22 protein-coding genes and 1 pseudogene are annotated in these 26,588 nt (G+C 68.9%); 16 read left to right on the forward strand and 7 right to left on the reverse strand.

The window, feature by feature from the left end; translation table 11 throughout:
• The first annotated feature begins 94 nt into the window (after window positions 1-94).
• The 3 genes from ACVWZ7_RS14665 (at window position 95) to ACVWZ7_RS14675 (ending at window position 3,102) form a co-directional block, all read left to right on the forward strand.
• Complete coding sequence (locus ACVWZ7_RS14665; RefSeq protein ID WP_456508308.1) at window positions 95-1,549, forward strand: hypothetical protein; 1,455 nt, start codon at window positions 95-97, stop codon at window positions 1,547-1,549.
• Window positions 1,550-1,657: 108 nt separating this feature from the next.
• Window positions 1,658-2,425: an endonuclease III gene (nth, locus tag ACVWZ7_RS14670; RefSeq protein WP_456509119.1), complete on the forward strand. Its 768-nt coding sequence runs from the start codon at window positions 1,658-1,660 to the stop codon at window positions 2,423-2,425.
• Window positions 2,422-3,102 (forward strand): NUDIX hydrolase, encoded by a 681-nt coding sequence (locus tag ACVWZ7_RS14675; RefSeq protein ID WP_456508309.1) that lies wholly within the window; start codon window positions 2,422-2,424, stop codon window positions 3,100-3,102. Before nth ends, ACVWZ7_RS14675 begins: the two co-directional genes overlap by 4 nt.
• Before the next feature lie 84 nt (window positions 3,103-3,186).
• On the opposite strand, the gene ACVWZ7_RS14680 is transcribed toward ACVWZ7_RS14675, so the two are convergent.
• Window positions 3,187-3,435 (reverse strand): YegP family protein, encoded by a 249-nt coding sequence (locus tag ACVWZ7_RS14680; protein WP_116766147.1) that lies wholly within the window; start codon window positions 3,433-3,435, stop codon window positions 3,187-3,189.
• 150 nt (window positions 3,436-3,585) lie between these two features.
• Complete coding sequence (locus ACVWZ7_RS14685) at window positions 3,586-5,340, reverse strand: bifunctional 3'-5' exonuclease/DNA polymerase (protein ID WP_456508310.1); 1,755 nt, start codon at window positions 5,338-5,340, stop codon at window positions 3,586-3,588.
• A 134-nt stretch (window positions 5,341-5,474) separates the two neighbouring features.
• Here ACVWZ7_RS14685 and ssd point away from each other — a divergent pair, with 134 nt between their 5' ends.
• The 8 genes from ssd to ACVWZ7_RS14725 all read left to right on the forward strand — a co-directional run bounded on the left by ssd (window position 5,475) and on the right by ACVWZ7_RS14725 (window position 13,059).
• On the forward strand, window positions 5,475-6,581 hold the full coding sequence (gene ssd, locus ACVWZ7_RS14690) for a septum site-determining protein Ssd (RefSeq protein ID WP_344366608.1): 1,107 nt from the start codon (window positions 5,475-5,477) through the stop codon (window positions 6,579-6,581).
• Window positions 6,581-7,918 carry a TadA family conjugal transfer-associated ATPase gene (locus ACVWZ7_RS14695; RefSeq protein ID WP_456508311.1) on the forward strand — a complete coding sequence of 446 codons (1,338 nt, stop codon included), beginning with the start codon at window positions 6,581-6,583 and terminating at the stop codon, window positions 7,916-7,918. Before ssd ends, ACVWZ7_RS14695 begins: the two co-directional genes overlap by 1 nt.
• A gap of 245 nt (window positions 7,919-8,163) precedes the next feature.
• Window positions 8,164-8,877, forward strand: a complete 714-nt coding sequence (locus tag ACVWZ7_RS14700) for a type II secretion system F family protein (RefSeq protein ID WP_456508312.1) — start codon at window positions 8,164-8,166, stop codon at window positions 8,875-8,877.
• Between the two features lie 13 nt (window positions 8,878-8,890).
• A complete protein-coding gene (locus tag ACVWZ7_RS14705; RefSeq protein ID WP_344366601.1) occupies window positions 8,891-9,493 on the forward strand; it encodes a type II secretion system F family protein in 603 nt (200 codons plus the stop codon).
• A 508-nt stretch (window positions 9,494-10,001) separates the two neighbouring features.
• The gene (locus ACVWZ7_RS14710; RefSeq protein WP_456508313.1) at window positions 10,002-11,555 is read left to right on the forward strand and encodes a hypothetical protein; all 1,554 of its coding nucleotides are present in this window, start codon (window positions 10,002-10,004) and stop codon (window positions 11,553-11,555) included.
• 337 nt (window positions 11,556-11,892) lie between these two features.
• Entirely contained in the window at window positions 11,893-12,177 is a 285-nt protein-coding gene (locus ACVWZ7_RS14715; RefSeq protein ID WP_344366595.1) for a DUF4244 domain-containing protein, read from the forward strand.
• An 86-nt stretch (window positions 12,178-12,263) separates the two neighbouring features.
• Entirely contained in the window at window positions 12,264-12,632 is a 369-nt protein-coding gene (locus tag ACVWZ7_RS14720) for a TadE family type IV pilus minor pilin (protein ID WP_456508314.1), read from the forward strand.
• 49 nt (window positions 12,633-12,681) lie between these two features.
• A complete protein-coding gene (locus tag ACVWZ7_RS14725; RefSeq protein WP_456508315.1) occupies window positions 12,682-13,059 on the forward strand; it encodes an Rv3654c family TadE-like protein in 378 nt (125 codons plus the stop codon).
• Between the two features lie 90 nt (window positions 13,060-13,149).
• Here the strand turns inward: ACVWZ7_RS14725 and ACVWZ7_RS14730 are convergent, their stop codons facing one another.
• Complete coding sequence (locus ACVWZ7_RS14730; RefSeq protein WP_456508316.1) at window positions 13,150-15,660, reverse strand: DEAD/DEAH box helicase; 2,511 nt, start codon at window positions 15,658-15,660, stop codon at window positions 13,150-13,152.
• A gap of 77 nt (window positions 15,661-15,737) precedes the next feature.
• Window positions 15,738-16,430 carry a GNAT family N-acetyltransferase gene (locus tag ACVWZ7_RS14735; protein ID WP_116765301.1) on the reverse strand — a complete coding sequence of 231 codons (693 nt, stop codon included), beginning with the start codon at window positions 16,428-16,430 and terminating at the stop codon, window positions 15,738-15,740.
• A 117-nt stretch (window positions 16,431-16,547) separates the two neighbouring features.
• Between ACVWZ7_RS14735 and trhO the strand changes: the two genes are divergently transcribed.
• The gene (gene trhO, locus ACVWZ7_RS14740) at window positions 16,548-17,441 is read left to right on the forward strand and encodes an oxygen-dependent tRNA uridine(34) hydroxylase TrhO (protein ID WP_456508317.1); all 894 of its coding nucleotides are present in this window, start codon (window positions 16,548-16,550) and stop codon (window positions 17,439-17,441) included.
• A 135-nt stretch (window positions 17,442-17,576) separates the two neighbouring features.
• Here the strand turns inward: trhO and ACVWZ7_RS14745 are convergent, their stop codons facing one another.
• Both ACVWZ7_RS14745 and ACVWZ7_RS14750 read right to left on the reverse strand, forming a co-directional pair.
• A complete protein-coding gene (locus tag ACVWZ7_RS14745; RefSeq protein WP_456508318.1) occupies window positions 17,577-18,122 on the reverse strand; it encodes a hypothetical protein in 546 nt (181 codons plus the stop codon).
• Between the two features lie 111 nt (window positions 18,123-18,233).
• A complete protein-coding gene (locus ACVWZ7_RS14750) occupies window positions 18,234-18,692 on the reverse strand; it encodes a hypothetical protein (protein WP_116765298.1) in 459 nt (152 codons plus the stop codon).
• Between the two features lie 256 nt (window positions 18,693-18,948).
• On the opposite strand from ACVWZ7_RS14750, the gene ACVWZ7_RS14755 reads away from it, so the two are divergent.
• Together ACVWZ7_RS14755 and ACVWZ7_RS14760 are read left to right on the forward strand one after the other, a co-directional pair.
• Window positions 18,949-19,791, forward strand: a complete 843-nt coding sequence (locus tag ACVWZ7_RS14755; RefSeq protein ID WP_456508319.1) for a MerR family transcriptional regulator — start codon at window positions 18,949-18,951, stop codon at window positions 19,789-19,791.
• Between the two features lie 81 nt (window positions 19,792-19,872).
• A complete protein-coding gene (locus ACVWZ7_RS14760; protein WP_344367145.1) occupies window positions 19,873-21,510 on the forward strand; it encodes a DUF7059 domain-containing protein in 1,638 nt (545 codons plus the stop codon).
• Window positions 21,511-21,600: 90 nt separating this feature from the next.
• Here the strand turns inward: ACVWZ7_RS14760 and ACVWZ7_RS14765 are convergent.
• Window positions 21,601-22,869, reverse strand: a pseudogene (locus ACVWZ7_RS14765) (MFS transporter); the annotation flags it as partial.
• A 79-nt stretch (window positions 22,870-22,948) separates the two neighbouring features.
• Between ACVWZ7_RS14765 and ACVWZ7_RS14770 the strand changes: the two are divergent.
• On the forward strand, window positions 22,949-23,617 hold the full coding sequence (locus tag ACVWZ7_RS14770; RefSeq protein WP_116765295.1) for an ArsR/SmtB family transcription factor: 669 nt from the start codon (window positions 22,949-22,951) through the stop codon (window positions 23,615-23,617).
• Window positions 23,618-23,788: 171 nt separating this feature from the next.
• Entirely contained in the window at window positions 23,789-26,527 is a 2,739-nt protein-coding gene (gene topA / locus ACVWZ7_RS14775) for a type I DNA topoisomerase (RefSeq protein ID WP_456508320.1), read from the forward strand.
• The last annotated feature ends 61 nt before the right edge of the window (window positions 26,528-26,588 follow it).

Raw genomic sequence — 26,588 nt, forward strand, 5'->3', positions numbered from 1 at the left:
ATCCGATGGAGGCGGCGGGACCCGTTAGCGGTCCTGTCCTTGCCTGCCGTTAGACGGCGCTGTCCAGGGCGCCGCCATGCTAAGGAGATACGGAATGAACGAGCAAGACAACGGGCAACTCCGGGCGCCCGCCCAGAACCAGGGCGGCGCGGCGCAGCCGGGGCCAGCCGGGTTCGGGGACGCGCCGCGCTTCACGGTGGACAAGAAGACCGCGAAGAAGAACGAAGCCATTCTAGGCCCCTTCACCATCCGGGATCTGACCGTGTTCGGCTCCACGCTGCTTCTCTTCATCGCCTCCCTCATTCCGATGTTTGCCTTCTCCTACAATCTGTGGAACCTGGGCAGCCTCTTCTTCCTGGGCCTGGGCATCGTGCTGCCGCTCATTGTCACCGTCTTGTTCGTGGCGCGCCGGCTCAGCCCGGGGACGAAAATCCGGGTCGGATCGCTGTCGATTGATCAGTTCGCGTCCGTCGTGGCGTCCTTTACGCTCGCTTTCTTTTTTCTCGCCGCGGCCGGGGCCTTCGTGCCGAGCATGCTGATAGCCCTCCTGGGAGCCGCGGGTCTCTTCGCGGCCACGGTCCTGGCCCGGTGGATCCCGTTCTTTGCCGGCGACTTCCTGGGCCGCGAGGAAGCGCCTGCCCACGTGGTGGCCCGTGAAGCCGTTGTGCCGGTGCAAAAGCCCCGTGCACCCAAGACGCCGAAGGCACCCAAACCGGCCAAGGCCGCCACAGGAACCGGCGAATCCAAGGCGGCCGCCTTCGGGGCGGCCGCAGGCCGGGACAATCGACCGGCCACCGCCAGCCAGACCGCCGTGCCGGCAGCACCTTCACCGGTTGTACTGTCGCCCGGGGTAGCTTCGGTGGGTGCAGCGTCCGTTGCAGCGACGAGCGCTGCGGCTTCCAGCGCGCCGGCAACCCAGATTTCCGGCGTTGTACCACCCGCTGGCGCGGGTGACACGGCTGGTGCTGCGCCGTCCGCTGCTTCCGCCACATCAGCGTCGGCTCCGTCAACGCCGTCGACGTCGGCTCCGTCAACGCCGTCGACGTCGGCTCCGTCCCCGGGGCCGGCTCCCTCCGCTGAGCCGGCGTCCGCCGCGGAACAAACCCAGGCCGCCGGCGTCGTGGCCGGTGCCGCGGCCGGTGCTGCTGCATCGACTCCTTCCGTTGCCCCGGCCGCTTCCACCGGCGCCGCCGCGGACCAGACCCAGGCCGCCAGCGTTCCGGCTGCCTCCGGAGGCAGCGCCCCCACCGCGGTCCACCCTCAGGTCCGGCCACAGGAACAGGTCCGGCCGCAGGAACCCATCGGAGCCACCGTCGATCCCGCCAGCCGCGCCGCCGAGGACGATGTCCACCCCGTGCACGAGGCCTTCTGGTTCGCCGTCGCACAGCCCCGCACCGCCGTCGACGAGCGCACCGGGGCCCCGGCGTTCGTCATCGAGCCCGGCGGCTGGGTCCTGGCCCTTGAAGACCGCGGCAACGAATTCCTGGTCCAGCACACGGACGGGCGCCTCGGCGTGCTGCGGGACCTCAGCAACATCGAACGCGGTTAGCCGTCCGTGACCACGGAATCCGGCAGAAGGGAATCCGGTACCAAGGAATCCGGCGGCAAGGCCCCCCGCAGCACCAAGCCCGGTGCGCCGCGGGCGTCGGAGTCCCTTCTGGCGCTCAAGCGCCGGGCTCGCCGGATCAACCGGGCCCTCGCGGAACAGTACCCCTATGCCCACGCGGAACTGGATTTTCGCAGCCCGTTTGAGCTCGTGGTGGCCACGGTGCTGTCCGCCCAGACCACGGATGTGCTGGTCAACCAGATCACGCCCCTTTTGTTCGCGCGCTACCCTAACGCGCGCCGGATGGCGGAGGCGGAGCCGGCCGAGCTCGAGGCCATCATCAAGCCCACCGGCTTCTTTCGCGCCAAGGCCAGGAACCTCCTGGCGCTGTGCAACCGGCTCGTGGATGAGTACGACGGCGAGGTGCCCGGCCGGCTGGAGGACCTGGTGACGCTGCCCGGCGTCGGGCGGAAAACCGCGAACGTGGTGCTGGGCAATGCCTTCGGCATTCCGGGCATCACCGTGGACACCCACTTCGGCCGCCTGGCCCGGCGCTTTGGCTGGACAGACTCCGATGATCCGGTCCGGATCGAGTCCGATGTCGCCGAACTGTTCGAGCCGAAGGACTGGACCATGCTCTCGCACCGCGTCGTCTTCCACGGCCGCCGCGTCTGTCACGCCCGCAAGCCGGCGTGCGGCGCCTGCGCGGTAGCGAACTGGTGCCCCAGCTACGGCGCCGGCGAGACCGACCCGGAGAAGGCCAGGAAGCTGTTGAAGTACGAGCTCGCCCCGGGGCAGGAGGCATTGCTGGCCCGGCTTCTGGCCGAGACGCACCGCGCTGCCGAAATCCGGATGGAATCGCAGAGGAAGCAGCCGTGACCGCGCGCCAGGACCTCGTCGACCTCGTTGCCGCCGTCGTGGCGGGCACGGCGCCCGCGCCGGATCCACGCTGGCGGGAACTCGCCGTCGAGCCCGGCGAACGGGTCCGCAAGGCCGCCGTGCTGATGCTCTTCGGGGCGCTGGACAACGTCCCGGCGGTGTCCGAGAAGCTGCTGGCTCCGGCCGATCTGGACGTTCTGCTGCTGCAGCGGGCGCAGACTCTGGATGACCATCCCGGACAAGTGGCCTTTCCGGGCGGGGGCATCGACCCGGGCGAGTCGGTGGTCGCCGCGGCCCTTCGAGAGGCCGAAGAGGAGACGGGGCTGAACCCAGCGGGTGTGGACGTCCTCGGGGCAATGCCCGAGCTGGCCCTGCCGCGGGGGAATTTCCTCGTCACCCCGGTCCTGGCCTGGTGGGCCGCCCAGTCGCCCGTCCGGGTGGTGGATTACGGCGAATCCGCGCAGGTGTTCCGGGTTCCGGTCCGGGATCTGCTGGATCCGGACAACCGGGTGATGGCCGCGGTCAGCCGGGCCGGCCAGACGTTCCAGAGCCCCGCGTTCACCGTCAACGGCGTGGTGGTGTGGGGGTTTACCGGGATGATTCTGAACCAGCTGTTCGAACAGCTGGGCTGGGCGGTTCCCTGGGACCGTGCACGGCTCTACGGGATCGATGTGTGAGCCACGCCCGGCGATGCGTGCGGCCGATTCTGCGCCGGCCTGTTCTACGCCGGCCTGTTCTACGCCGGCCTGCCGGCTGATCCGCTAGCTGGCCCCCACGCCGCTGCCCACCAGGGCAGCGGGTGCCACCGCCGCCGGCCGGCTGGCGGCTCGCCGCTGAGTGCCGGAACGATCCACAATCAGACCGGTCGCGGCGTTCTCACGCACAGCGGTAATGCCCGCCGCCGCGCTCTTAATGGAGCTGAACAGCGGCGAAACGGCGACGACCGTTCCATCCGGTGCCGTCAGCCGAAAAAAATACGCCTTGTCTCCAGCTTGTGCAATCTCAAACATGCCAGCCAAATCTGTGCCTCCCCAATTCCTTGCGTCATTGCAATAGCCAGCGGAAAGAACGGGAATCCGCCGGCCTTTTCGAGCCTAGCCGGGTGATGGAGCCCACACAATGCTACCGACGGGTACGTTACGGATGGTGTCCGAGGTCACTCATTTTGCGTTGTCGTACGAGTCCACGACCGCCACGCTGACCGGAAATTCCACCGGAATCCGGCCGAACAAGAGCTCTTTGGCGGCAGCCGCTGAGTCCTCGATCGCCCGGATGCAGTCTTCGACGGCGCCATCGGGGCAGTGCACCATCACTTCATCGTGCAGGAAGAAGACCAGTTCAGCCGCGGCGGTGCCGTCCGACCGCAGGTCGCGCAGCCGCCGTCGCAGTTCCGCCAGCCAGCAGGCCGCCCAGTCGGCGGCCGAGCCCTGCACCACGAAGTTCCGGGTGAAACGTCCGCGCGAGCGGGCGATCGAGTCCGCCCGGCGCTGTTCTTCCGCGGTAGTCGAGTGCTGGCTGCGCAGCCAGCGATCCGACGGCGGAGGGCTGCTGCGGCCCAGGCGGGAGGTGACGGTTCTCCCGGCTTCGCCGTCGCGGGCAGCTTGCTCGACGAAGCCCACGGCGCGGGGATAGGTGCGGGCAAGTTGGGGCATCAGGCGCCCGGACTCGCCCGTGGTTGCGCCGTAGATGGCCCCGAGGAGGGCTACCTTGGCTTTTGCCCGGTCGCCGCCGAAGCCTTGTGCCGCGATGCCGGCGTAGAGGTCCTTGTCCCGGGCGGCCTCGGCCATTTTGGAGTCCTGCGCGAGCGCGACGAGGACCCGCGGTTCCAGCTGCGAGGCGTCGGCAACGATCAGCTTGTGGCCGGGATCGGCGTGGACGGCGCCGCGAATCTGGCGCGGAATTTGCAGCGCCCCTCCGCCGCGCGACGCCCACCTCCCCGACACCACACCGCCCACCACGTACTCGGGCTGGAACCTGCCGTTCTTGACCCACGCGTCAAGCCACACCCAGCCGTTGGCCGCGTGGAGACGGGCCAGCTTCTTGTAGGCGAGCAGCGGCTCGATGGCGGGGTGGCTGGATTCCTTCAGCTCCCATTGGCGGGTGGTCTTCACCTCGATGCCGTTCCGGTGCAGGGCGCGCATGAGCTCCTGCGGTGAGTCCGGGTTCAGCGCGGGTGAGCGCAGCAGCTGCCTGAGTTCGGCGGTGAGCGCTTCGAGTTTGGCAGGGCGCTGGCCCGGAGCCGGGCGGGGTCCGAGGCAGTCCGCGAGGATCTGCTCGTGCAGTTCCTCACGCCAGGGCACGCCGGTGTGTTGCATTTCGGCGGCGATCATGGCGCCCGCGGATTCGGCCGCGAGCAGCAGCTGGAGCCGTTGGCGCCGGTTGGCGTCTGGGGCGTCGGCCGAGCCGCCGGTCGTGCCGGGGGCCGTTGCCGGCACGGCTCCCGCCTGGCGGAGCGCGTCCTGTTGGGCGGCATACTCGGCGCGGAGTTCCTCAAGGGACTGGCCGGGGCGCTGGTCCCGGGCCGGGGCATCGAAGAGTGCGCCCTGCTCCGGCGGCGGGGGAGGGGGCTGCAGGGCCCGCGGCGGCTGGTGCAGCTCGTCGTCCTGCGTGAGTTTCTCCGCCGCCCGGGCATAGCCGGTGTGGGCGGTGAACTCCGAGTGGGCCAGAATCGAACCGCACAAAGTCAGGTCGTAGCAGCGCTCGAGCTCCACGCCGGCCCGCAGCAGCGACGGATACCAGTCCTGCGTGCGGTGCCAGATCCAGCGCGGGCGCCGCTTTTCAAGCCCGCGGACGACGCCGGCGAGGTCACCGGCGCTCACCACCCGTGGCTGTGGATTGGACGGTGCGGGGAGGCCATCGGCCGTGAGTTCCTGGAGAGCCGCGCCGTCGGCGTGGGCGGCAAGCAGGAGGTACATAGGGTCAATTCTGCCCTGCTCCGGAGCGTGCTCGGTGCGCACTGCCTGGCGGGGCTGCAGAGGCCGGGCCCGGTTTGTCCACATAGCCGACGACGGCGGTTACGCTGCGCTTCCCGGACAGGCACAGTGGCAGCATGAACAGGCACCAGCCACCCGGCCCGGACTCGCCGCCCCCGCAGGACGGGGGGCCGTGGATTCCCGGGGAGTCCGCGGAGACTCTGCTCGTCACCGGCGCCGATGTTCTGCGCGGCGAGGTGGAGCGCATCGTCGCCGCTGCCGGGGGCCACCTGCGGACAGTCCGGGACGTGGCCGATGCCGCGCCCTTCTGGGACGCCGCGGGCGCCGTACTGGTTGGCAGCGACATCAGGGAGTTGCCACTTCGAAGGAGGGCGCCGGCGGTGCTCGTCGGAGTCAAGGATGACGGCGACGGACTGTGGCAACTGGCCGCCGCCATCGGGGCCGAACGCGTCGCCGTGCTGCCGGATGCCGCCGCCTGGCTGGCCGAATACCTGAGCCGGTCCCGCGCGCCGGAAGCCGGCGGACTCGTTGTAGGCGTGACGGGCGGCTGCGGCGGTGCAGGGGCCACGACCGCCGCCATCTGGGTCGCGCAGGCCGCCGCCGGGCTCGGGGCGCGCGTGGTGCTGATCGATGGCGACCCCTGGGGCGGCGGACTGGAACTGGCGTTGGCCGCCGAGGACGCTCCCGGGCTCCGCTGGCCGGACCTGGCCGGGGCGAGCGGCAGTATCGATCCCGCCCAGCTCGACGATGCGCTCCCGAAGGTCGGGGGATTCTCCTTCCTGTCGTGGCCGGGCACCCGGGACGGTGCAGCCGGCGTGGACGCGACCTCGGTGGCCGTGGTTCTCGACGCCGCCCGGCGGGGCAGCGAGCTGGTCGTGCTGGACATCGGCCGGGGACGGGAGGCTTTGCGATCCTTCGCCTGGGAATGCGACCGGATCGTGGTCGTGGCGCCGGCCCGGCTGCGGGCGGCCGTCGCCACGGCCCGGTTGGCGCAGGAGCTTCCACCGGTAGATACGACGCTAGTGGTCCGGGCCAGTCCGGGCGCTGCCTTGGATGCGCCACTGATTGCCGAGTCCGTGGGGCTTCCCCTCCACGGGGTCATGCCGGAAATCAAGGGTCTGGCGGCGGCCACGGAACTCGGCCGACTCCTCGAAGCCGGCCGTCAGCGCTCTGTCCGCCGTCTCACCGCAGGGCTCCTTGACCTGGACCGGGGTGACGTCTGATGAGCGCCCATTCGGCCGCGGACCCCGCCGAACCGGAACGGCTTACCCGGCGGGCGCCGGGCCGCCGCCGCTCGCAGGGATTTCTGGACCCGGCGTTGCTGGAATCCGTGCGCGAGTCAGTCATGACCGATTCCGCCCCGGTAACCCCCTCCCGGGTCGCAGCGGCCCTCCAGGCGAGCGGACGGCTGCTTGGCACGGCCGGCGCCCTTGCAGCTGTGGAAAGTATCAGCGCGGAGCTGAGCGGCTTGGGTCCCCTGCATCCGCTGACCCGGGATCCTGCTGTGACGGACATCTTCGTGAACGGACCGGACTCGGTCTGGCTGGACCGCGGCAACGGCCTGGAAAAGGCGCCCGTCCTTTTTTCCGGGGAACCGCAGGTCCGGGCGCTCGCGGCGAGGCTGGTGGCAGCCGGCGGCCGCCGCCTGGACGACGGTTCGCCGTGCGTCGATGTCAGGCTCGACGGCGGCTACCGGGTGCATGCGGTGTTGCCGCCGATTTCCCCGGCCGGGACCCTCTTGAGCGTGCGAATCCGCCGGACTTCGGTCTTTACGATGGCCGAGCTGGGTCGCAAGGGCATGTTCGGGAGCGGGGCATGCGGCGGGCTGGTCCAGTCCGTACTCGAACGCATGGTGGGGTGCAGGCTGAGCTTCCTCATTAGCGGCGCCACCGGCTCGGGGAAAACCACGCTGCTGGCGACGCTGCTGGGGTTGTGCGGCCCCGGAGAACGTCTCGTCCTCATTGAGGACGCCGCGGAACTTAATCCGGTGCACCCGCACGCCGTCACGCTGGAATCCCGGCACGGAAACCTGGAAGGCGGGGGTGCCGTGGACCTGGGCGAACTAGTTCGTCAGGCCCTGAGGATGCGGCCGGACCGGCTGGTGGTGGGTGAATGCCGCGGTGCGGAGGTCCGGGAGTTGCTGTCGGCCATGAATACCGGTCATACGGGAGGCGGCGGGACGATTCACGCGAACGCTGCGGCGGCCGTGCCTGCCCGGCTGGCGGCGCTCGGCGCGCTCGCCGGCATGGGCCAGGATGCCGTGCGCTTGCAGGTGGCGAGTGCCATCGACGCCGTCGTGCATGTCGAGCGGAGCGGGACCGGGCGCCAGGTCGCGAGCATCGGAATCATGGAAGCACAGGAATCCGGGCTGGCTGTCACCGCTGCACTGGAAGTACTGAGGGACCGGGCCCGGTTCGGCCCGGCCTGGCCGCGGCTGGCGGACCGGCTCGGCCTGGATCCAGCAGTAGCCGATGGAACCAACACCGGGGCCCGCCCGGCGCCCGAAGCACGCCCGCCGGGTTCAGGAGCCGAACACCCGCAGTCATGGACCCCGCGATGACGGCGCTCCTGATCATCGTCCTGATCTTGGCCCTGTGGCTGGCCTTTCCCTCCCCGCGTGTGGCAGGCCGCCGCACCCGCAATGCCCTGCACGGCGCCGGTCCGCGGAGTTTCCTGCCCCGCGAGCAGCCATCCAGCACTCGGAGCCCGGGCCGGTCAACAGGTGTGCGCAGTCGTGGCCGGAGGGCCGTCCCAGGTCTCGGCCGCGTGTTGGCTGAAGGGTCCGCGGGGGTGGGGGCCGTGCCTATGACAGTTGTGGTTCAGCAGCTGGCCGCGCTGCTGAAGGGCGGACGCACCCCCGCCCGGCTGTGGGATGAACTGTGGGTGCTGTACGGCGCGGAGGCTGCGGAGCAAGGGGCCGCGGTCAACAGAACTGTCGACGCTTCGGTCCGTGCTTGGGTCCGCGGCGCGGGCCGCGACGGTGCCCAAGTCACGTCCGGGCCGGTGCTTGACCCGGAGTCGCTCAGAGTCCTCGCGGCCGCACGTGCGGCCGCCCTGGGCGGGTCCTCCGTGGCCGTGGCGATCCGCCGCACGGTATCCGGCGGGCCGGCCGGCGGGGGTAGCGGCGCTGGAGCCGCCTTTGGCGGCGCCGTGAGCGTCCGTGCCGGGCGCGACGCCCGGGTGTGGGGCGAGCTCGCCGCATGCTTCGACACCGCGGAGGCCAGCGGTTGCCCGCTGGCAGACGTCCTGGCGCGCTTTGCCGCGCACCTTGAGGCGGAGGACGACGCCGAAGGTGCCCGGCAGACGGCTTTGGCGGGGCCCCGGGCAACCATCCGCTTGCTGACCTGGCTGCCGGTATCGGGTTTGGGGCTCGGCTTGCTGCTGGGAGTGGACCCGATGGCTACGCTCCTCGGAAATCCGTGGGGCCTCTTGGCATTGGCCGCAGGCGTGGTCCTGACCGCCGCCGGCCGGGTGTGGTCTTCGAAGCTCGTGCGGGCCGCGGCGGGAGCGCACTCGTGACTCCACCGCCGCCGTGAGTCCCGGACTCGCCGGAGTTGTGGTGGCCGCCGGCCTTGCCGGTGCAGCCATTATGGTCCGCGGAGACTCCGGCCGCGTCCGCCGAAGACTCCACCGCCAAATCCTGGCCCCGGCGGACGGGTCCGGACTGCGTCGGGGGACCCCGGCCGGCCGCCAGCCCGGCTATCCGGGTCTGCGGGACACCGCCATGATGCTGGAACTCATCGGCGCCATGCTGGATGCGGGAGCCGGACTGGGCCGGTCCCTGGAACTCATCGCCGCCCTGGTGCCGCAGGAACTCGGGCGGCAGCTTCGGCCGGTGGTGTCAGCCCTTGCCATTGGCGCGGACTGGGACACGGCATGGCACAGTTCAGGTGGCCAGGCGTGCGAACTTCTTGCCCTGCGCGACACCCTCACGTTCGCCGCCCTCACGGGCGCCCCGTCCTCGGCCCTCCTCTATGCCCAAGCGGCCCGGCTTCGCCGCGAACGGAACCGGGCTGCCGAGCAGCGTGCCGCGGCGCTAGGCGTGAAGCTGGTCGTGCCTCTGGGCTTGTGCTCCCTGCCGGCATTTGTCTGCCTCGGCGTCGTGCCCGTGCTCCTGGGGCTGGTCCCGGCCTGATGCCGGCGGGCGGGCGGCGCCCCCGATGCCGCATCGCCGCTGGTCCAAGGTTTATTCAAGTTGCTGGGGGATACCTTGGGGGCAGGCACCGTCGGAGTATGAGCGGTCTCGTGCGTCGGCTACTCACAGCGCTTCTGTGGCGCCTCGAATCCTCAGGGTTTCTGGGATTTCGTATCGAGTGGAAGCCACGCAGGGGGGCAGATCAATGATTCGATTGCAGAGGGCGGGCGTGATTGCAGCGCTGAGCCTATTGGTGATGGCGGGTTCGGCGGTGGGGGCCGGTCCGGCGTCCGCCGCAACGCCGACTTGTCAGCCGGGGGCGCCTCAACCGACCAACCAATACCCGGGCACAACGGTGATTGCGACCAACTTCGAGTCGGGGAGCATCACGGCTTCGGGCTTCAACGCCCCCGTCACGGCCGGGACAGGCACGGCCGACGTCTCCTCGGCTGAACAACACTCGGGCCGCTGCTCAGCCCATGTTCACGTGACCACGGATGCTGGTTCCTTGGCCAATTTTTCCGCACCGCTTCCTGCGGGCACCAATGAGGTCTACGCCGACGGATGGTTCAACGTCACCAAGGAAGGCGTCGCGGGCAACAACGTCCCCATGTTCCGGTTCTTCAACGGAACCACCCGGTTCGTGGACGTCTACCGCTCCAACGGCGGCGCCGGCCCCCTGTGGCTGCGCGTAGCGGCGCCCGACGGCACGCTCGGCTACACCGCGATGAAAGTGAACGTCCCGCTCGGAACGTGGCACCACCTGGTCATGCACGTAATCCCCAACGGCGCCTCCTCCACCATCGAGGTGTGGTTTGACGGCCAGCTCCTCTATTCCAGCAAGCAGGTCGCCACGGCCTTCACCGCGGTCACCCAGATGCAGCTCGGCGCAGAGCACCGACGGCAGGCGGGCGACAGCTACATTGACGACGTCGTGATCAAAGCCGGCAAGGCCGGTGGCCAGCTTCCCGGAACCTTCAACCCCACCGCTCCCACGCGTGTCCTTGATACGCGGAACAGCTCACCGGTCCGGGCGAATTCCGCGGTGTCGTTCCAGGTCGCGGGGGTCAACGGGATCCCGGCGAAGGTCTCGGCGGTGGTGTTCAACCTGACGGTGACCCAGCCCCGGTCCGTCGGCTTCATCACGGCCTACGCCTCGGGCGCCGCCCGTCCGAACGCGTCCAACCTGAACTTCTCTGCCGGCCAGACGGTACCGAATCTGGTGACCGTCCCGGTCGGGGCCGACGGCAAGGTCGCCCTGTTCAACAGTTCCTCCGGGTCCTCCCAGCTGATCGCTGACGTGACGGGCTATTACGTCACCGGAACGCCGGCGACGGGCGGTTCCTTCAAGAGCCTCTCGCCGGCCCGGCTCCTGGACACCCGGAACTCCTCGGCAGTCGGCGCGAATTCCGCGGTGTCGTTCCAGGTCGCGGGAGCCAACGGAATCCCCGCCTCGGTCGCGGCCGTGGTGTTCAACCTGACGGTGACCCAGGCGAAGTCCCTGGGCTTCGTGACCGCGTACGCGTCCGGTGCGGCCCGGCCCAATGCGTCCAACCTGAACTTTTCCGCCGGTCAGACGGTCCCGAACCTGGTCACGGTCCCGGTCGGGTCCGACGGCAAGGTGACGCTGTTCAACAGTTCCTCGGGCACGTCCCAGCTGATCGCCGACGTCGCCGGCTACTACCTGCCCGGCACACCGACCGCGACCGGCGCCTTCAAGGCCGTCGGACCGACCCGGATCCTTGACACCCGCAATACCAAGCCGGTGGCCGCGGATTCCGCGGTGTCGGTTCAGGTCGCCGGCGCCAACGGGGTCCCCACCGGTGCCCTGGCAGCAGTGTTCAACCTCACCGTCACCTCGCCCAAGTCCTTCGGCTTCATCACCGCCTACCCGAACGGTTCAGCACGGCCCAACGCGTCCAACCTGAACTTCTCGACCGGACAGACGGTACCGAACCTGGTCTCGGTGGCGCTCGGCTCGGATGGAAAGGTGGCGCTGTTCAACCGGTCCTCCGGATCCTCCCAGCTCATCGCCGACCTCGCGGGGTACTTCCTCCCCTAGAAGCGCGTGATTGAGGTTCCAGCGCACCGAACTGAACCCGAGAAGCTGTAGTCGCAGTATGGACCGCAGCATCTCGGGTTCAGTTTTGCGCCCGGTCAGGAGTGGCCGTTAGTCGGGTCAGGCGGGTACCTCGTCGGGCCAAGGCATGAGCGGGGCGCTGTCGTGCCGTCCGTCCGGCGGCGTGGAACAGCCCGTGAGTTCTCCTCCACAGGCCGCCGCGGCGCCGGCTGCGGGCATGTTTTCCACTTAGCGGACTTCGTGGCTTACCGCGCCGTGCCCAAGCCGGGAGAGTCGAATCAGCCGGCGATCCTGCCGGTGTCCCGTGGAAGGAAAGCAGATGTCAGTCAATCAGGACACTCCCGCTGCGAAACGCATAGACAGCGGGGAAGATGGGGTTGCCGAGGTGTACGAAATCTATCCCGGCGCCAGCTTGGTTGTTCCCGTTCAGCCGAACGGACGCAGGAGGCCGCTCTCGGCGCAGGCAGGAATGGCAACAGCCGAATACGCCATCGCAACACTCGCCGCCGTAGGGTTTGCCGGCGTTCTCGTGTTCATCATGCGCAGTGATGAGGTCCGGGGGTTCCTCCTGAACCTCATCCGCACGGCGCTTACGCTGCCATGACGTGGGTCTGGCGCGCGGGCGGGAGCGGGCGGCGGGGGTCGCCGCGAACCCCGGACTGCCTCGGGGCGGTCACAGCGGAGTTCGCCGTGGCGCTGCCGTCGGTCGTCTTTCTGCTTGCCATGCTGCTCGCGGGTTCGGCAGCCGGGGTGATGCAACTTCGCGTCGAGGAAGCGGCCCGGGGTGGTGCCCGTGCGCTGGCCAGAGGAGCCGCAGCCGGCGAAGTCGGAGGGATTGTCCGCCAGCTTGCCGGCGAAACCGCAGCGTCGACCGTGGCCCTCGACGGCGAATGGCTCAGGGTCACGGTGTCCGGCCGTGTCCCCGGGGCTGTCGGTTCCCTCATTCCGTGGACCCTGAGCGCCAGTGCCTGGGCGCGTCCGGAAACCCCCGGCGCGGCACAACTGTCCCGGGTGGATGGGGCCTCCCGCTCGGGACGGGCACATGATGTCGCCGGTTAGTGCCGGGGCCAGCGGGCCATGGCGCCGGACTCCGTCCCCAGGCCATGACGTGTACCGCTGGCGGCCGCGGGAGCGGGGATCAGGGACGGTCCTGGCCTTGGGACTCGGGCTGGTCGTGATCATGGCGGCAGTCTTGCTGCTGCTTCTGGCTCAGTCAGCCGTCGCGGCGGCCAGGGCTGCGGCGGCTGCCGACCTCGCAGCCCTGGCGGCAGCGGACGCCGCCCGAGGAATCACATCCGGTGAGCCGTGCGCCGTCGCCCGGGAGGTCGCACGGAAGAACAATGCCATTGTGCTCGCCTGCTCGAAGGGCGCGGACACGTCAGTCCAGGTCAGCACCGAGATCAACGTCGGGCCGTTCCTCGGCGCTGCCAGAGGTCTGGCCAGGGCCGGTCCACCCCCGGCGCCCCGGAACGGGCCCTCACCGTGAGGGCTGCTTTGCCCGCGGCAGGACGCGCGGCGCTTCGAAACAACCGGGATTCACCCGCTGGCACGCCCTGCCAGGGCCGCGCCAAACGCGCTATCCGGCGCGGAGCGGTTGGGCGGAATCTTTTTCCGTACCGGCCGCTGTACCGGCCGCCGTACCGGCAGCGGCCGTGGCCGCACCCGCCGCGCCGGCGCCCGCAACGGCCGTGCCAGCAGCAGCCGTGCCAGCCGCCACCGTCCCAGTGCTGTCGGCGTTCATCAGCTCGCTGGCGTCTTTCAGCAGCACGTCAATCAGGGTGACGGCGGCGTCCTTGTCGAGAGGGTTGTTCTTGTTGCCGCACTTGGGTGACTGGACACAAGATGGGCAACCGGACTCGCATTCGCAGGCCTTGATGGCGTCCCGCGTGGCGGTCAGCCACACCCGGGCCTTGTCGTATCCGCGTTCGGCGAAGCCAGCCCCGCCGGGATGGCCGTCGTAGACGAAGATGGTAGGCACCCCGGTGTCGGCGTGGATGGCGGTGGACACCCCGCCGATGTCCCAGCGGTCGCTGGAGGCCACGAGCGGCAGGAGACCGATGGCTGCGTGCTCGGCGGCATGCAGTGCTCCGGGGAACTGCGCCTCGATCAGTCCCGCGCCGGTCAGCGAGCGGTTGTCCACAACGAACCAGACCGCCTTGGTAAACAGGTCTCTGGCCCCCAGTTCCAGTGGTTCTTCCCCGAGGATTTCATTTGAAATCAGTGCCTTGCGCTGGAAGGAGACCACCTGGGTCGTCACCTTGACCTCGCCGAAATGTACGGCCACGTCGCCCCACCGGGTGGTGCGTTCGGTTTCGAGGACCTCGATCTGGGTCACGTCGCGGGCGGTGGTGTAGTAGTCGGGGTTCGCCCGGCGCACCATCACGCAGTGATCGCCCTCATTGAGGTCCTCCACGACGTAGCTGTCGCCCTGGTGGACGTAGACGGCGCCGGTGTGGGCCTGGTAGTGGGTCTGGGGCGAATCCATGGTGCCGAGCAGGGACCCGGTGTCGGCATCCACGATGCTCACCGGACCCCCGCCGTCGGCGCGCAGGTTCACCATAGCCGCAGCACTCTGCGGGTGGGTCCAAAACCAGCCGGCCGGCCGTTTGCGCAGGTAGCCCTGCGCCACCAGGCGCTCCAGCAGCTTCTCCGAGGTGGCCCCGAAAAGGTCAAGTTCGGCGAACCCCAGCGGAAGTTCCGCGGCGGCGGCGCAGAGATGCGGGCCCAGCACATAGGGATTGGAGGGATCGAAGACCGTGGCTTCCACCGAGACGTCGAAAATCGCCTCGGGGTGGTTCACCAGATAGGTATCCAGCGGGTCGTCGCTGGCTACGAAGGCCGCGATCGCGTCCTGGCCGGCCCTGCCCGCCCGGCCGATCTGCTGGAACAAGGACGCGCGGGTGCCTGGCCATCCGGCCACCAGGACGGCGTCGAGACCGGAAATGTCGATGCCCAGCTCCAGCGCAGACGTGCTCGAGACGCCCAGCAGCTCACCCGAGCGCAACGACTTTTCCAGCGCCCGCCGCTCCTCCGGCAGGTAGCCCGAGCGGTAGGCGGCCACACGCTGCGGCAGGCTGGGGTCCACTTCATCGAGCAGGCGTTTGGCAATGGAGGAAATCGTCTCGGCTCCGCGCCTGGATTTGATGAAGGCAATGGTCCGGGTCCGGGAGGACACGAGATTGGCCAGCAGATCGGCGGTCTCGGCGACGGCGGTACGTCGCTCCTTGGCGCCGTTCTCGCCCCGCACTTCGGTCAGGGCAGGCTCCCAGAAAGCTACGGTCGTGGATCCGTGGGGCGAGCTGTCTTCGGAAACGGCACGGACCGGTGCGCCGATGAGCCTGCCGAAGGACGGTCCGGGCTCTGACGCCGTGGCCGACGCCGCGATGAACACGGGGCCCGGGTGTGAGCCGCCCGGGCTGTAGTAGGCACAGATCCGGCGCAGCCGGCGCATGAGGTTGGCGACATGGGAGCCGAACACTCCGCGGTAGCTGTGGGCCTCGTCCACGATCACATAGCGGAGGCGCCGGAAGAACCGGGCCCACCAGGCATGGTTCGGGAGGATGCCGAAGTGCAGCATGTCAGGATTGGCGAGGATGAAGTTCGCATGGTCCCGGATCCAGCGCCGGGACGCGGGATCGGTGTCGCCGTCGTAGGTTTCGGCCCGGACGGTGGGAAGTTTCAGCGCGCGGATCGCGGCCAGCTGGTCCGCTGCGAGGGCCTTGGTGGGGGACAGATAGAGGGTCACGGCGCCGTCGTCGTGGATCTTTCCGGGATCGGCCAGGACCCTGAGTTCGGAACGGTGGATCGCGTCCAAGGCTGGTAGCTGGTACGCCAGGGACTTGCCGGACGCCGTGCCGGTGGCAATGACCACGTGTTCTCCGGCGTGGGCCAACTCGGCGGCCTGCACCTGGTGGCGGTAGGGCTCGTGGATGCCCAGGGAACCGTAGGCTGTCACGAGATCCGGGTGGGCCCAGCCCGGCCACGGCGCATTGACGGCCTGGCGGGCGGGGATCGTTCGCACATGACGCAGCTGTTCCGGGTCCGGACCTCGGCCCAGCAGCGGAATCAGGGACTCATGCGGGTTCACTCACACATTCTTTCATCCGGCCTCAAATCGCCGGAGAAGGCAGCCCGGGTCCCGCAGCGCCCGGCACGCGCAGGGCCTCAGCCGACGGAGAGGTCAGCGCCTTCGTCCGAGGTCGACAGCATCAGAACGTGGCAGACCATGCGCCAGCCGAGGTGCGAATAGAGCTTCTGGCCGTCCAGAGACGCGAGCAGCAGCCCGGAGTCGACGTCGTGCTCGAAGGCCTGGGCCGCCAGGGCCTTCATGATGAAGCTGCCCAGTCCCCGCCGCTGGTACGCCGGCGCCGTCACGATCTTGTCGAAGATGGCGGTGTGTCCCACCACAAATACGCGCCCGCTCGCGGCGGTCTCTTCGCCTGCGTGGACCACAGCGTGGTGCACGCCGTCCGTCCGGGACGTCTCCAGCTTGAGGTCGTCGTCGGAAAGCCAGGGGTCCTCCGAGTCCTGAGTCTCCATGTCCACGATCATCATGGTCTGGGAAGCCGAGGTGACATGGAGGCCGTTTTCCTGGCCGAGGAACGTGTACCGGGCCACGTCATTGGTGAGGATCGTGAGGACTCGGGCCGGCACTTCAGCCGTCCTCGCCGCCAGCTCCGCAAACTCCGAATCGGACGGGTCGAAGGCAAAATATTCCCATTGACCGGTGGTGTCCGCGCGCAAGGCCGCAGGGAACCGTCCCTCCCTGCGCGTCTCATATCCGCGACAACCTGCCCATCCGGCAACCCAGATTTCCAGCAGATGAGTGGTGTCTTCAACCATGGCGTCAAGACTCATGTGATGAGCGTATTCCAGCCGTGCCACAAGCAACAGGGGCCGGGTCCGGGAAGTGTGCTCGCTTATGGAATTGTGACTGTCTCCCGGCCTCCCGTCCCAGCCAGTACCCTTAAAAGTGTGGCTTTGAACAGGATTGTGCTCTTTTACGGATTTACCCCCCTCGCTGACCCGGACGCCGTCCGGCTGTGGCAGCGCGCGCTTTGCGAAAAACTCGGCCTCACCGGCCGCATCATCATCTCCAAGGACGGCATCAACGCCACGGTCGGCGGGGAGCTGAACGCCGTGAAGCAATACGTCAAGACCACGCGGGAGTACAAGGGATTCCACGGGATCGACGTGAAGTGGTCCGACGGAGGCGCGGCAGACTTCCCGCGCCTCAGCGTCAAGGTGCGGGATGAAATCGTCTCCTTCGGCGCCCCGGGCGAGCTGAAAGTCGACGCCGACGGCGTGGTGGGCGGCGGGACGCACCTCAAACCCGAGGAACTCCACGAACTCATTGAAGCCAAGAAGGAACAGGGCGACGAGGTCGTGTTCTTCGACGGACGCAACGGCTTCGAGGCCCAGATCGGAAAGTTCAAGGATGCGGTGGTCCCCGACGTCGCTACCACCCACGACTTCATCAAAGAACTCGACTCGGGCAAATACGATGCCCTCAAGGACAAGCCGGTTGTCACCTACTGCACGGGCGGCATCCGCTGCGAGGTGCTGTCGAGCCTCATGGTGAACCGCGGGTTCAAGGAGGTCTACCAGCTCGACGGCGGCATTGTCCGGTACGGAGAGACCTTCAAGGACCACGGCCTGTGGGAGGGATCCCTGTACGTGTTCGACAAGCGCATGCACCTGGAGTTCAGCGAGGACGCCAAGACCATCGGCCAGTGCGTCCGCTGCTCGGCGCCCACGAGCAAGTTCGAGAACTGCTCCAATCCGAGCTGCCGGACCCTCACGCTTTACTGTGCCGGGTGCGCAGCGAGCCCTGAAACCCTGCGATGCCCCGAGGGCTGCGCCGCCTGATCGGCTGAGGCTGGACTATCCCAGCCGGTCCTGGCGCCCCGAGGCCCCCTGCACGCGCGGCCCCGCCCGATGGGCGTTGCTCACGCAAGAGGCGTTGCTCACGCAAGAGGCGCGGCCCCCAGTGCGAGGGTTGTCTCAGATCCGGCTCACGCGGTAGGCGAAGTTTGCTGCGGCCCGCCCGGTCACCTGGACGGAGAGCACCGCGTCCACGGGCAGCGAGACGACGTTCACTCGTGACGTTCCGCAGCGCAGGCTCAGGTCTACCAGCGACTCATCCCCATTGCGGACGGCGAAAGACACCCGGGCCGTGCTGCGGCACGCCAGCGTCAGGGAATAGGTGCCGGCGGGCAGTTGCGTTGTTGTTTCTTTGTGCACCGCGCCGGCCGCCACGGAGCCGTAGCTGGTGTGAAACACCTGCCCCGCGGCGTCGGGAAGCGCGTCGTCGACCCACTGCTCCAGCTCTTCACCGGACACCGGCTCGTTGCGATGGGGATCCTGCGGCAGGGCGGCGTCGGTGGTCGGCGCGGCGGAAACAGTGGGCGAGCCGTCGTCCCAATGGTCGGCGCTGTATTCGTACTCGCAGCCGGACAAGACCGCCCCGAGGAACACCGCAATTGACAGCACCGCGGCGGCGGCCAGGGTGCGCCGTCGCGGCAGCCTGCGGGCCGGCACAGTTGGCATACCCTGAGATTAAGGTCGCCCCGATGCAAACACCAGAGGTCGAAGGTCCGCGGCGGGCGGTTTTCCCAGAAGGTGCCGAGCCGGCCGCCGTGACCGGGTTGCGGGCGGACCCTACTCGGACGCGGCCAGGTGGTAGGCGTAGATGATCGGGGCGTCCACGCTGGACGTGCTGAGCTTCACCTCGCCCGCGGCGGGCACCGTGATGCGGGCGGTTTCGCGGCTGCCGTTGCAGGCAGCTCCTGCCTCGGTCAGCGGCCGGCCGGCCAGGCTGACGGCGAAGAACGCCTTACCGCCGCCGTCGCAGGTCATGGTCAGGGTGTAGGTGCCGGCGGGCACACCGGACGCGGTCCGGACGATCGGATCGCGGTTCAGGATCTTGCCGGCGTCCTCCAGCACAGTCCCGGGGGCCGAGGGCAGAGCGGTCGCCTTCCAGGCCGGGACATCGACGCCCTGAATTGAACCGGGCGGGGTACATGCCGTTGCGGCCAGCACGACGGCGGCTGCGGCCGCGCCCGTAAGCGTCCGCCTTACCAGCAGGGTCGCCGGCGCGTGAGAGGAGGGAAAAACCATGCCTCCAACTTACCGCCTTGCAGCTTCACCCCCGGCCGCGCCGGCCGTCCAGCGGCGCCTCCCGCGGGCTCTTGACGTTGACGTAACGTCAAAGTTTAGAGTCGTGGGGACGGCCCGGGACGGCCCGGCAGGCGACAAGCGCGGCACCGGGAGACGGTGCTCCGGGAGACGGCGAACCGGGATGACCGGCGCCGTCGGCAAGCTAGTTCCGGCGGGGCAGCCGGCCCTACGCAAAGGAGGAGATAAAGGAGGAGATATGGACTGGTCCGTCCAACAAATCGCGAAATTGGCGGGCACCAGCGGACGGACTCTGCGTCACTATGACGACATCGGCCTGCTCAAGCCCAGCCGTACCGGCAACAACGGCTACCGGTACTACGGCCCCGACTCGCTGGTCCGTCTGCAGCGGATCCTACTACTGCGTGACCTGGGGCTCGGGCTGCCGGCGATCGCGGACGTACTCGCCGGCCAGGCGGACGCGGAGTACGCCCTGGGACGGCATCTGGAGTGGCTGCAGCAGGAACAGGACCGGCTGGGGCGGCAGATCGCTTCGGTCCGGCACACCATTGAGGCACTGCAAGCGGGAGGAAAGATCATGGCAGAGGAAATGTTCGACGGCTTCGACCACACCCGGTACCGGGACGAAGTCCAGCAGCGGTGGGGCCAGGACGCCTATGCGACCTCAGATGCCTGGTGGCGCGGCATGCAGGCCGAGGAGAAGGCTGCCTGGCAGGAACAGTCCCGGCAGCTTGGCGCCGACTGGAGGGCCGCGGCAGAGTCGGGCGTCACGGCGGACAGCGTTCAGGCCCAAGACCTGGCCCGGCGCCACGTCGAATGGCTCAGGGGCATTCCCGGCACCCCGGCGGCGCCGCCCGCCGCAGGCGGTGGCAAGGGAGCAGGCGCTAGGGCAGCAGGCGGCACCGCAGTTGCCGTGCCGGACATCAAGGGGTACGTGACGGGACTCGGCGAGATGTACGTGGCGGATCCCCGGTTCGCCGCGAACTACGGCGGTGCCGAGGGCGCGGCCTTCGTCCGGGATGCCCTGCGGCTTTATGCGGAGACCCGGCTCTCGCCGGCCCCGCCCAGTCCCCGGGACTAAACTTGTGCGGTGACGTCCTCAGCCCAAAACCCCGCCCCGCAGGCTCCCGCAGCACCGCGTCCGGCCACGCCAACTCCCGCCATGGCAGTTCGTTCATCGCCGTTCACGGCCGGCAACACTCCGGAGGCGCCGCGGAGCGACCTCCCCGGCCTCCTCGAGGCCCTGGCCGGGGACCTGCGGGCCGTTGGCTACACCGTGGATGGCGTCGCCGGGCTGCTCGGTGAGGCTGCGCACTCTGCCCTCAGCCGGGACCAGCTCATCCCCGCACTGATCGTCACCGGGCGCGCCTCCGGTGAGCCGTCGACGGCGGCGCTCGCCGCCGTCGTGCGTCTCTGTCTCCTGGCCGAGCCGCAGCGTGCGGAGACACTCGACGCCGCGCTGCCCGGCATCCGCACGGAGGGGCTGACGGAACTCGGGCTCGTGGAGCGGTCCGACGAGGACCTGATCCGGGCGAAGGTGGATCTGAGGCCGTACGGCTGGGACCCCACTGTCGGGGACGATGGCGTGGCGAGCGGCGGGGCGGACCTCTGGGTGGCCAGCGACCTCGCGGCCCACCAGCGCGCAGGCGTCCTCCGTCACGACCACGTCCTGGGGATCGGGCAGGCCTCCACCACCCTGGTCCAGGTCACGGCCCGCCGGCATGTGGCCAGGGCCCTCGACCTCGGCACGGGCTGCGGCATCCAGACGTTCCATCTGCTCCACCACGCGGAGCACGTGACCGCCACGGACATTTCCGAACGCGCCCTCGCGTTCACCCGGTTCAATCTCTTGCTCAACGCCGCCGAGCTGCACGTGGACCCGGCGGATCCTGAGGCCCGCGTGAGCCTGAGGCTCGGGTCCCTGCTGGAACCCGTCGCGGGGGAGGAGTTCGAGCTGGTGGTGTCCAACCCGCCGTTCGTCATTACGCCGCGCAGCCTGGGCGAGACCCCCGTGGACCAGTTCACCTATCGCGACGGCGGCCTGCCGGGGGACGAGATCGTTTCTTCGCTGGTCCGGGCCCTGCCCTCCGTTCTCGCGCCGGGTGGAACGGCCCAGCTCCTGGGCAATTGGGAGATCGAGGCGGGGGCGGCCTGGTCCGAACGGCCCCAAAGCTGGGCCGACCCGGCCGCCGACGTCTGGTTCATCCAGCGGGAGCAGGTGGGGCCGGAGCAGTATGCCGAGACCTGGCTGCAGGACGCCTCCGAAAACCGGGACCGCCAGCTCTACCAGGACTCGTATGCGGCGTACCTTGACGACTTCGCCTCGCGCAATGTGGCGGGAATCGGTTTCGGCATGATCTGGCTGCGCCGGCCGGCTGACGGCGCCGGGCGCGTGATTTCCCGTTTCGAGGAGATCACGTACCCCATCGAACAGCCCGTGGGGCCGCACCTGGGCGCGGCGGTCGAGCGTGCCGACTGGCTGGCCGCCCACGATCTGGCCGCCGCTCACCTGCTGGTCGCGGAGGACGTCACCGAGGAGCGGCACCAGCGCCCGGGGGCGGAACACCCCGGCGTCATCCTGCTGCGGCAGGGTGCCGGGCTGCGCCGCACCAACCTGCTGAGCACCGAGCTGGCCGGCTTTGTTTCAGCGTGCGACGGTGACCTGTCCGTCGGGCAGATCGTCGGCGCCCTCGAGGCCCTGCTGGGCGGCTATGAGGGGTTCGACGGCGCGCAGTTCCGCGCCGGCCTCCTGACCGAAGTCGGTAACCTGGTTCGCGACGGCTTCCTGCTGCCGGCCTGAGACGGCAGGCGCCGCCGCAACCGGGTCTGGCGCCCTCACGCCTGCCGTTCCAGCCCCGGCGGCCGTGACGGCAGGCGCCGCCGCGATACCGCGTGCGTCCTCCCGGCCGAACCTCGGCAGGACGTACGCGGTGAGGGCAAGAGTGACCAACACCGCGACGGCCCCGGTGAGCAGGAAGCTGACACGCACCGGCACCAGTGCGCCCAGCAGCCCGCCCAGGGCCAGGGCGGCGATCGAGACGGCGCGTGTCATCCCACCGACGATCGCCATGGCCTGGCCCCGGCCACGTTCGGGTATCCGGAGGATCGCGATCGCCCCGAAGCAGGCATTCAGGACGCCGCAGGCCATCCCCGTCCCCGTGTAGGCCACAAAGAGCATCTCCACGGTGGGGACCATCCCCGTGATGCCCAGGAACGCCGAGGCCAGGGCCATGGAGGCCAGCAGCGCGCGCAGTCGTAACGCCGGCGTGGTGATCCTGCCGGCCATCGCGGCCCCGCCCGCCATGCCGAGGCCGAACGCCGCGGCCAGGAGGCCATACTGCGTCTCGGTGGCGCCAAGTTCGCCGCGGGCCAGGAACACTTCAAGGACATTCGTGGCCTCGCCCACGACGATAAAGAACATCGCCCCCAGGACCAGGGCCCAGACCAAGCTGTCCCGGCGGATCAGGCGCAGCCCGTCGAGCAGTGCGGGCTTCGCCTGGCCGGCCCGTTCGGCCGCCGTGCCGCGGCGGGTTCTGATTAGCAGGGCGCCCAGCCCCATGGCGACATAGCAGCCGCTGGCCACGGCGAACACGAGTCCGGCGCCGCCCCAGCCGCTGAGCATGCCGCCCGCGGCCGGCCCGACCATGCCGGCAATCATGACGGTCGCCTGCATGGTCCCCATCGCCCGCGGGGTGCGGTCCTCGCCGACGAGCCGGGGCAGCAGGGCCTGCCAGGTGGGGCCGGCCACGGCCTGGGCCGCGTCGAGCAGGAACGTCATGGCAAAAAGCACGGGCAGGTAGTTCTCCACATACTGCATGCCCAGGCCCATGCCGGCGACGGCGGCGGCACTGACCGCGGAGGCCGCCGTCGCCAGCGTGCGGGAGTCCCTGGTGTCGGCGAGCCGGCCGGCCCACGGGGCCAGCAGGACCAGCGGCAGCGCTGAGCAAAAGAGGTAGGCAGCCACGAGCCAGGGCCCGGCGACAGGGGTTCCCCCGGCAGCGGCCGCGTTCTGCAGGTGCAGCATGACGCTCACGACGACGGCGCCCATCCCCGCCGTCGCAACGAACCTGGCGGTGCTGGCGATCAGGAAATCGCGGTTGCGCCACAGGGGCTGCACCGCCGCTGAAGGGGCAGAGGATTTATGAAATATCTGTTTCATAAATAGGAAGCTAGTCCCGGCCGGGGCTAGATGTCAAGCATTTCTTTCATATTTTGGAGCGGCTGGATACACTGGAGGGGTGAATGCAGAAACCCCGACGGCGGAGTCCACGGCTCCGCCGGCCGCCAAGCGCCGGCATCGTCCGGAAAAGCAAGTGGAAATCACCGACCCGAAGGCGATCCGGGCCCTCGCTCACGCCGCCCGGCTGGAGGTTATTTCCGAACTGTATTCCACCCAGGTGAGCCGGACGGCCACCGAACTCGCGGCGCAGACCGGCCTGACCCCCAGCGCCATGAGCTACCACCTGCGGGCGCTGCAGAAGTGGGGCATAGTGGTCCCCGCAGCCACGGCAGGGGACGCCCGGGAGCGGCGCTGGAAGGCTGCCGGCACCGATTTCACTATTCACTCGCTCGGCGGAGTGGCCAGCCCTGAGCTCGCCGTCCTTGATCTCGAGCTCGAAGCCTACCGCCGCCGGGTGCTTGCGTACGCCAAGACCCGCAATGAACGGCGCGAGCGCGGCGAGACCGGCGACGGCCCGTCGTCGGTGGTGCTGGCGAGTAACCTGCTGTACCTGACGCCGGAGCAGCGGTCCGAGTTGACGCGGCGCGTCTTCGACCTCCTGCGCGATTATGAACTCGAGGATCCGGACCATGTGCCCGACGGCGCCGAACGCATGGCCACCATGTGGTCGATGATTCCGGACGACCGCGGCCCGGCCGCCGCGAAACCCGAGGCCGGCAGCGCCTGAGCCGCCGCCCGGCGCGGCCTCCAGGACCACCGGGCGCCCTGCTCTTTTGCGGCCGAAACCCGCCTCCGCGGGGCCGTCATTTCCGGCCGGATGCGCGCGATTCTGCAAAATATGGTGAACTAGGCGGGTATGGGCGCATCTGCCCGAGCAACCTTTTTCTGTAGGAGCACCGTGCCAAGCAAGGCCAAAACCGGCAAGAAACTCGTGATCGTGGAGTCTCCCGCCAAGAGCAAGACCATCGCCAAGTACTTGGGCGAGGGCTTCATCGTTGAGGCCTCCATTGGTCACATCCGCGACCTTCCGCAGCCTTCCGAGCTCCCCGCGGAACTGAAGAAGACCCCGCTGGGCAAGTTCGCCGTCGACATTGAAAACGACTTTAAGCCGTACTACGTGGTGTCCGCGGACAAGAAGAAAAAGGTCGCCGAACTCAAGGCCCAGCTTAAAGACGCCGATGCGCTCTATCTCGCAACCGATGGGGACCGCGAGGGCGAGGCCATCGCGTGGCACCTGCTGGAAGTCCTGAAGCCAAAGGTGCCGGTCTACCGGATGACCTTCGGTGAAATCACGAAGGAAGCCATCCACCGCGCCATGGACAACCTGCGCGACGTGGACCAGGACCTGGTGGACGCACAGGAAACCCGGCGCGTCCTAGACCGCCTCTACGGCTACGAGATCTCACCGGTGCTGTGGCGCAAGGTGGCCCGCGGTCTGTCCGCCGGCCGGGTGCAGTCGGTCGTGACCCGCATGGTGGTGGACCGGGAGCGTGAGCGCATGGCGTTCAAGGCTGCCTCTTACTGGGACCTGACCGGCCAGTTCAGTGCCGACGCCGGAGCCTTCAAAGCGAAACTCGCTGCCGTGGACGGCTCCAAGGTGGCCAGCGGCCGCGACTTCAATGACAACGGCGAACTCACCTCCCGCAACGTCATCCACCTCAACGAGGAACTCGCCACCGCCTTGGCGGTCGGCCTGCAGACCGCTGATTTCCGCGTCCGTTCTGTCGACACCAAGCCGTATACCCGCCGCCCGGCGGCGCCGTTCACCACCTCGACGCTGCAGCAGGAGGCCGGCCGCAAGCTGCGATTCTCCTCCAAGAGCACCATGCAGGTGGCCCAGCGGCTCTACGAAAACGGCTACATCACCTATATGCGTACGGACTCGTCCGCACTGAGCGACGAGGCCGTCACCGCCGCCCGGCGCCAGGCAGCCGAGCTGTACGGCACGGAATACGTGCCCCAGTCCCCGAGGGTCTACACCAGCAAGGCCGCCAACGCCCAGGAGGCCCACGAGGCCATCCGCCCGGCGGGCGACTCTTTCCGCACCCCGGCCCAGGTCGCCAAGCAGCTCTCCGGCGACGAATTCCGGCTCTACGAGCTGATCTGGAAGCGCACCGTCGCCTCGCAGATGGCTGATGCCAAGGGCTCCACTGCCACCATCCGCCTGGGCGCCGTGACCGTGGGCGGAGCTGCCGCCGGTCGCGACGCGGAATTCTCCGCCTCCGGCACCGTCATCACCTTCCCCGGCTTCCTGGCCGCCTATGAAGAGGGCAAGGACGAAAGCCGCGGCGATGACGACTCCGAGGAAGCCCGCCGCCTGCCGAACGTGGCCAAGGACGACTCCCTGACCGCCTCGGACATCGTCGCCGTCGGCCACGAGACCTCGCCGCCCCCGCGCTACACGGAAGCATCGCTGACCGCTGAGCTGGAAAAGAAGGGCATCGGTCGTCCTTCCACCTACGCCTCCACCATCTCCACCATCCAGGACCGCGGCTACGTCCGGAAGCAGGGTTCCGCGCTGGTCCCGAGCTGGATCGCGTTCTCCGTGATCCGGCTGCTTGAACAGCACTTCCACGACTACGTGGACTACGAGTTCACGGCCGACATGGAAGCTGACCTGGACAAGATCGCCAACGGACAGGCGGCCGGACCCGCTTGGCTCAAGCACTTCTACTTCGGGGAAGACGCTGAGCCGGGCCTGCTGAGCATCGTCAACAACCTCGGCGAGATCGACGCCCGCGAAATCAACTCGATTCCGATCGCCGAGGGCATCACGCTGCGGGTCGGGAAATTCGGCCCGTACCTGGAAAGCTCCGTCCCGACGGTCGATCCCAAGACCGGCGAAGTGGTTGAAGCCGCCCGCGCCAACGTCCCCGAGGACCTGGCGCCGGACGAGCTCACCGCAGCCAAGGCCATTGAACTCATGGAGACCGCGGCCCCGGAAGAGCGCGTCCTCGGCACGGACCCGCACACCGGCCACACGGTGGTGGCCAAGAACGGCCGCTATGGCGCTTACGTCACCGAGATCATCCCGGAAATGACCGAGGCGCAGCTGGCCAGCCAGCCCGTGGAGTACTACAAGAACGGCAAGCCGAAGCCGCCGAAGAAGCCCGTCAAGGCCAAACCGCGTACGGGTTCCCTGTTCGCTTCGATGAGCGTGGAGACGGTCAGCCTGGACGAGGCCCTGCAGCTCATGAGCCTGCCCCGCGTGCTGGGCCAGGACGCCGAGGGCAACCCGATCACGGTGCAGAACGGCAGGTTCGGCCCGTACCTGAAGAAGGGCACGGACTCCCGCTCCATCGGCTCCGAGGAGGAAATCTTCACGATCACGCTGGAACAGGCGCTGGAGATCTACTCGCAGCCCAAGCAGCGCGGCGCCCGTGCCGCCGTGCCGCCGCTGGCCGAGTTCGGCCCGGACCCGGTCTCGGAGAAGAACATCGTGGTGAAGGAAGGCCGATTCGGCCCGTACATCACCGACGGCATCACCAACATCACCGTGCCGCGCTCCACCTCGCTGGAGGAGCTCACCCGGGAACAGGCCGTCGAACTCCTCGCGGAGAAGCGCGCCAGGGGCCCGGTCAAGCGCACGACGACGGCCCGTAAGGCCCCCGCCCGGAAGACGCCGGCCAAGAAGTAGCAGAGCCACACCGGGTTCGCCGTAAAGCTGCGGAGTCGCCGGAATTTTCCGGCGACTCCGC

Source organism: Arthrobacter sp. TE12232 (assembly GCF_054062615.1).

What these genes read in the sequence shown, in the direction of transcription:
- ACVWZ7_RS14665 (WP_456508308.1), top strand. Translation starts at nt 95, where the DNA reads ATGAACGAGCAAGACAACGGGCAACTCCGGGCGCCCGCCCAGAACCAG.
- ACVWZ7_RS14680 (WP_116766147.1), bottom strand. Translation starts at nt 3,435, where the DNA reads ATGTTTGAGATTGCACAAGCTGGAGACAAGGCGTATTTTTTTCGGCTG.
- ACVWZ7_RS14685 (WP_456508310.1), bottom strand. Translation starts at nt 5,340, where the DNA reads ATGTACCTCCTGCTTGCCGCCCACGCCGACGGCGCGGCTCTCCAGGAA.
- ssd (WP_344366608.1), top strand. Translation starts at nt 5,475, where the DNA reads ATGAACAGGCACCAGCCACCCGGCCCGGACTCGCCGCCCCCGCAGGAC.
- ACVWZ7_RS14695 (WP_456508311.1), top strand. Translation starts at nt 6,581, where the DNA reads ATGAGCGCCCATTCGGCCGCGGACCCCGCCGAACCGGAACGGCTTACC.
- ACVWZ7_RS14700 (WP_456508312.1), top strand. Translation starts at nt 8,164, where the DNA reads ATGACAGTTGTGGTTCAGCAGCTGGCCGCGCTGCTGAAGGGCGGACGC.
- ACVWZ7_RS14715 (WP_344366595.1), top strand. Translation starts at nt 11,893, where the DNA reads ATGTCAGTCAATCAGGACACTCCCGCTGCGAAACGCATAGACAGCGGG.
- ACVWZ7_RS14735 (WP_116765301.1), bottom strand. Translation starts at nt 16,430, where the DNA reads ATGAGTCTTGACGCCATGGTTGAAGACACCACTCATCTGCTGGAAATC.
- ACVWZ7_RS14745 (WP_456508318.1), bottom strand. Translation starts at nt 18,122, where the DNA reads ATGCCAACTGTGCCGGCCCGCAGGCTGCCGCGACGGCGCACCCTGGCC.
- ACVWZ7_RS14750 (WP_116765298.1), bottom strand. Translation starts at nt 18,692, where the DNA reads ATGGTTTTTCCCTCCTCTCACGCGCCGGCGACCCTGCTGGTAAGGCGG.
- ACVWZ7_RS14755 (WP_456508319.1), top strand. Translation starts at nt 18,949, where the DNA reads ATGGACTGGTCCGTCCAACAAATCGCGAAATTGGCGGGCACCAGCGGA.
- ACVWZ7_RS14760 (WP_344367145.1), top strand. Translation starts at nt 19,873, where the DNA reads ATGGCAGTTCGTTCATCGCCGTTCACGGCCGGCAACACTCCGGAGGCG.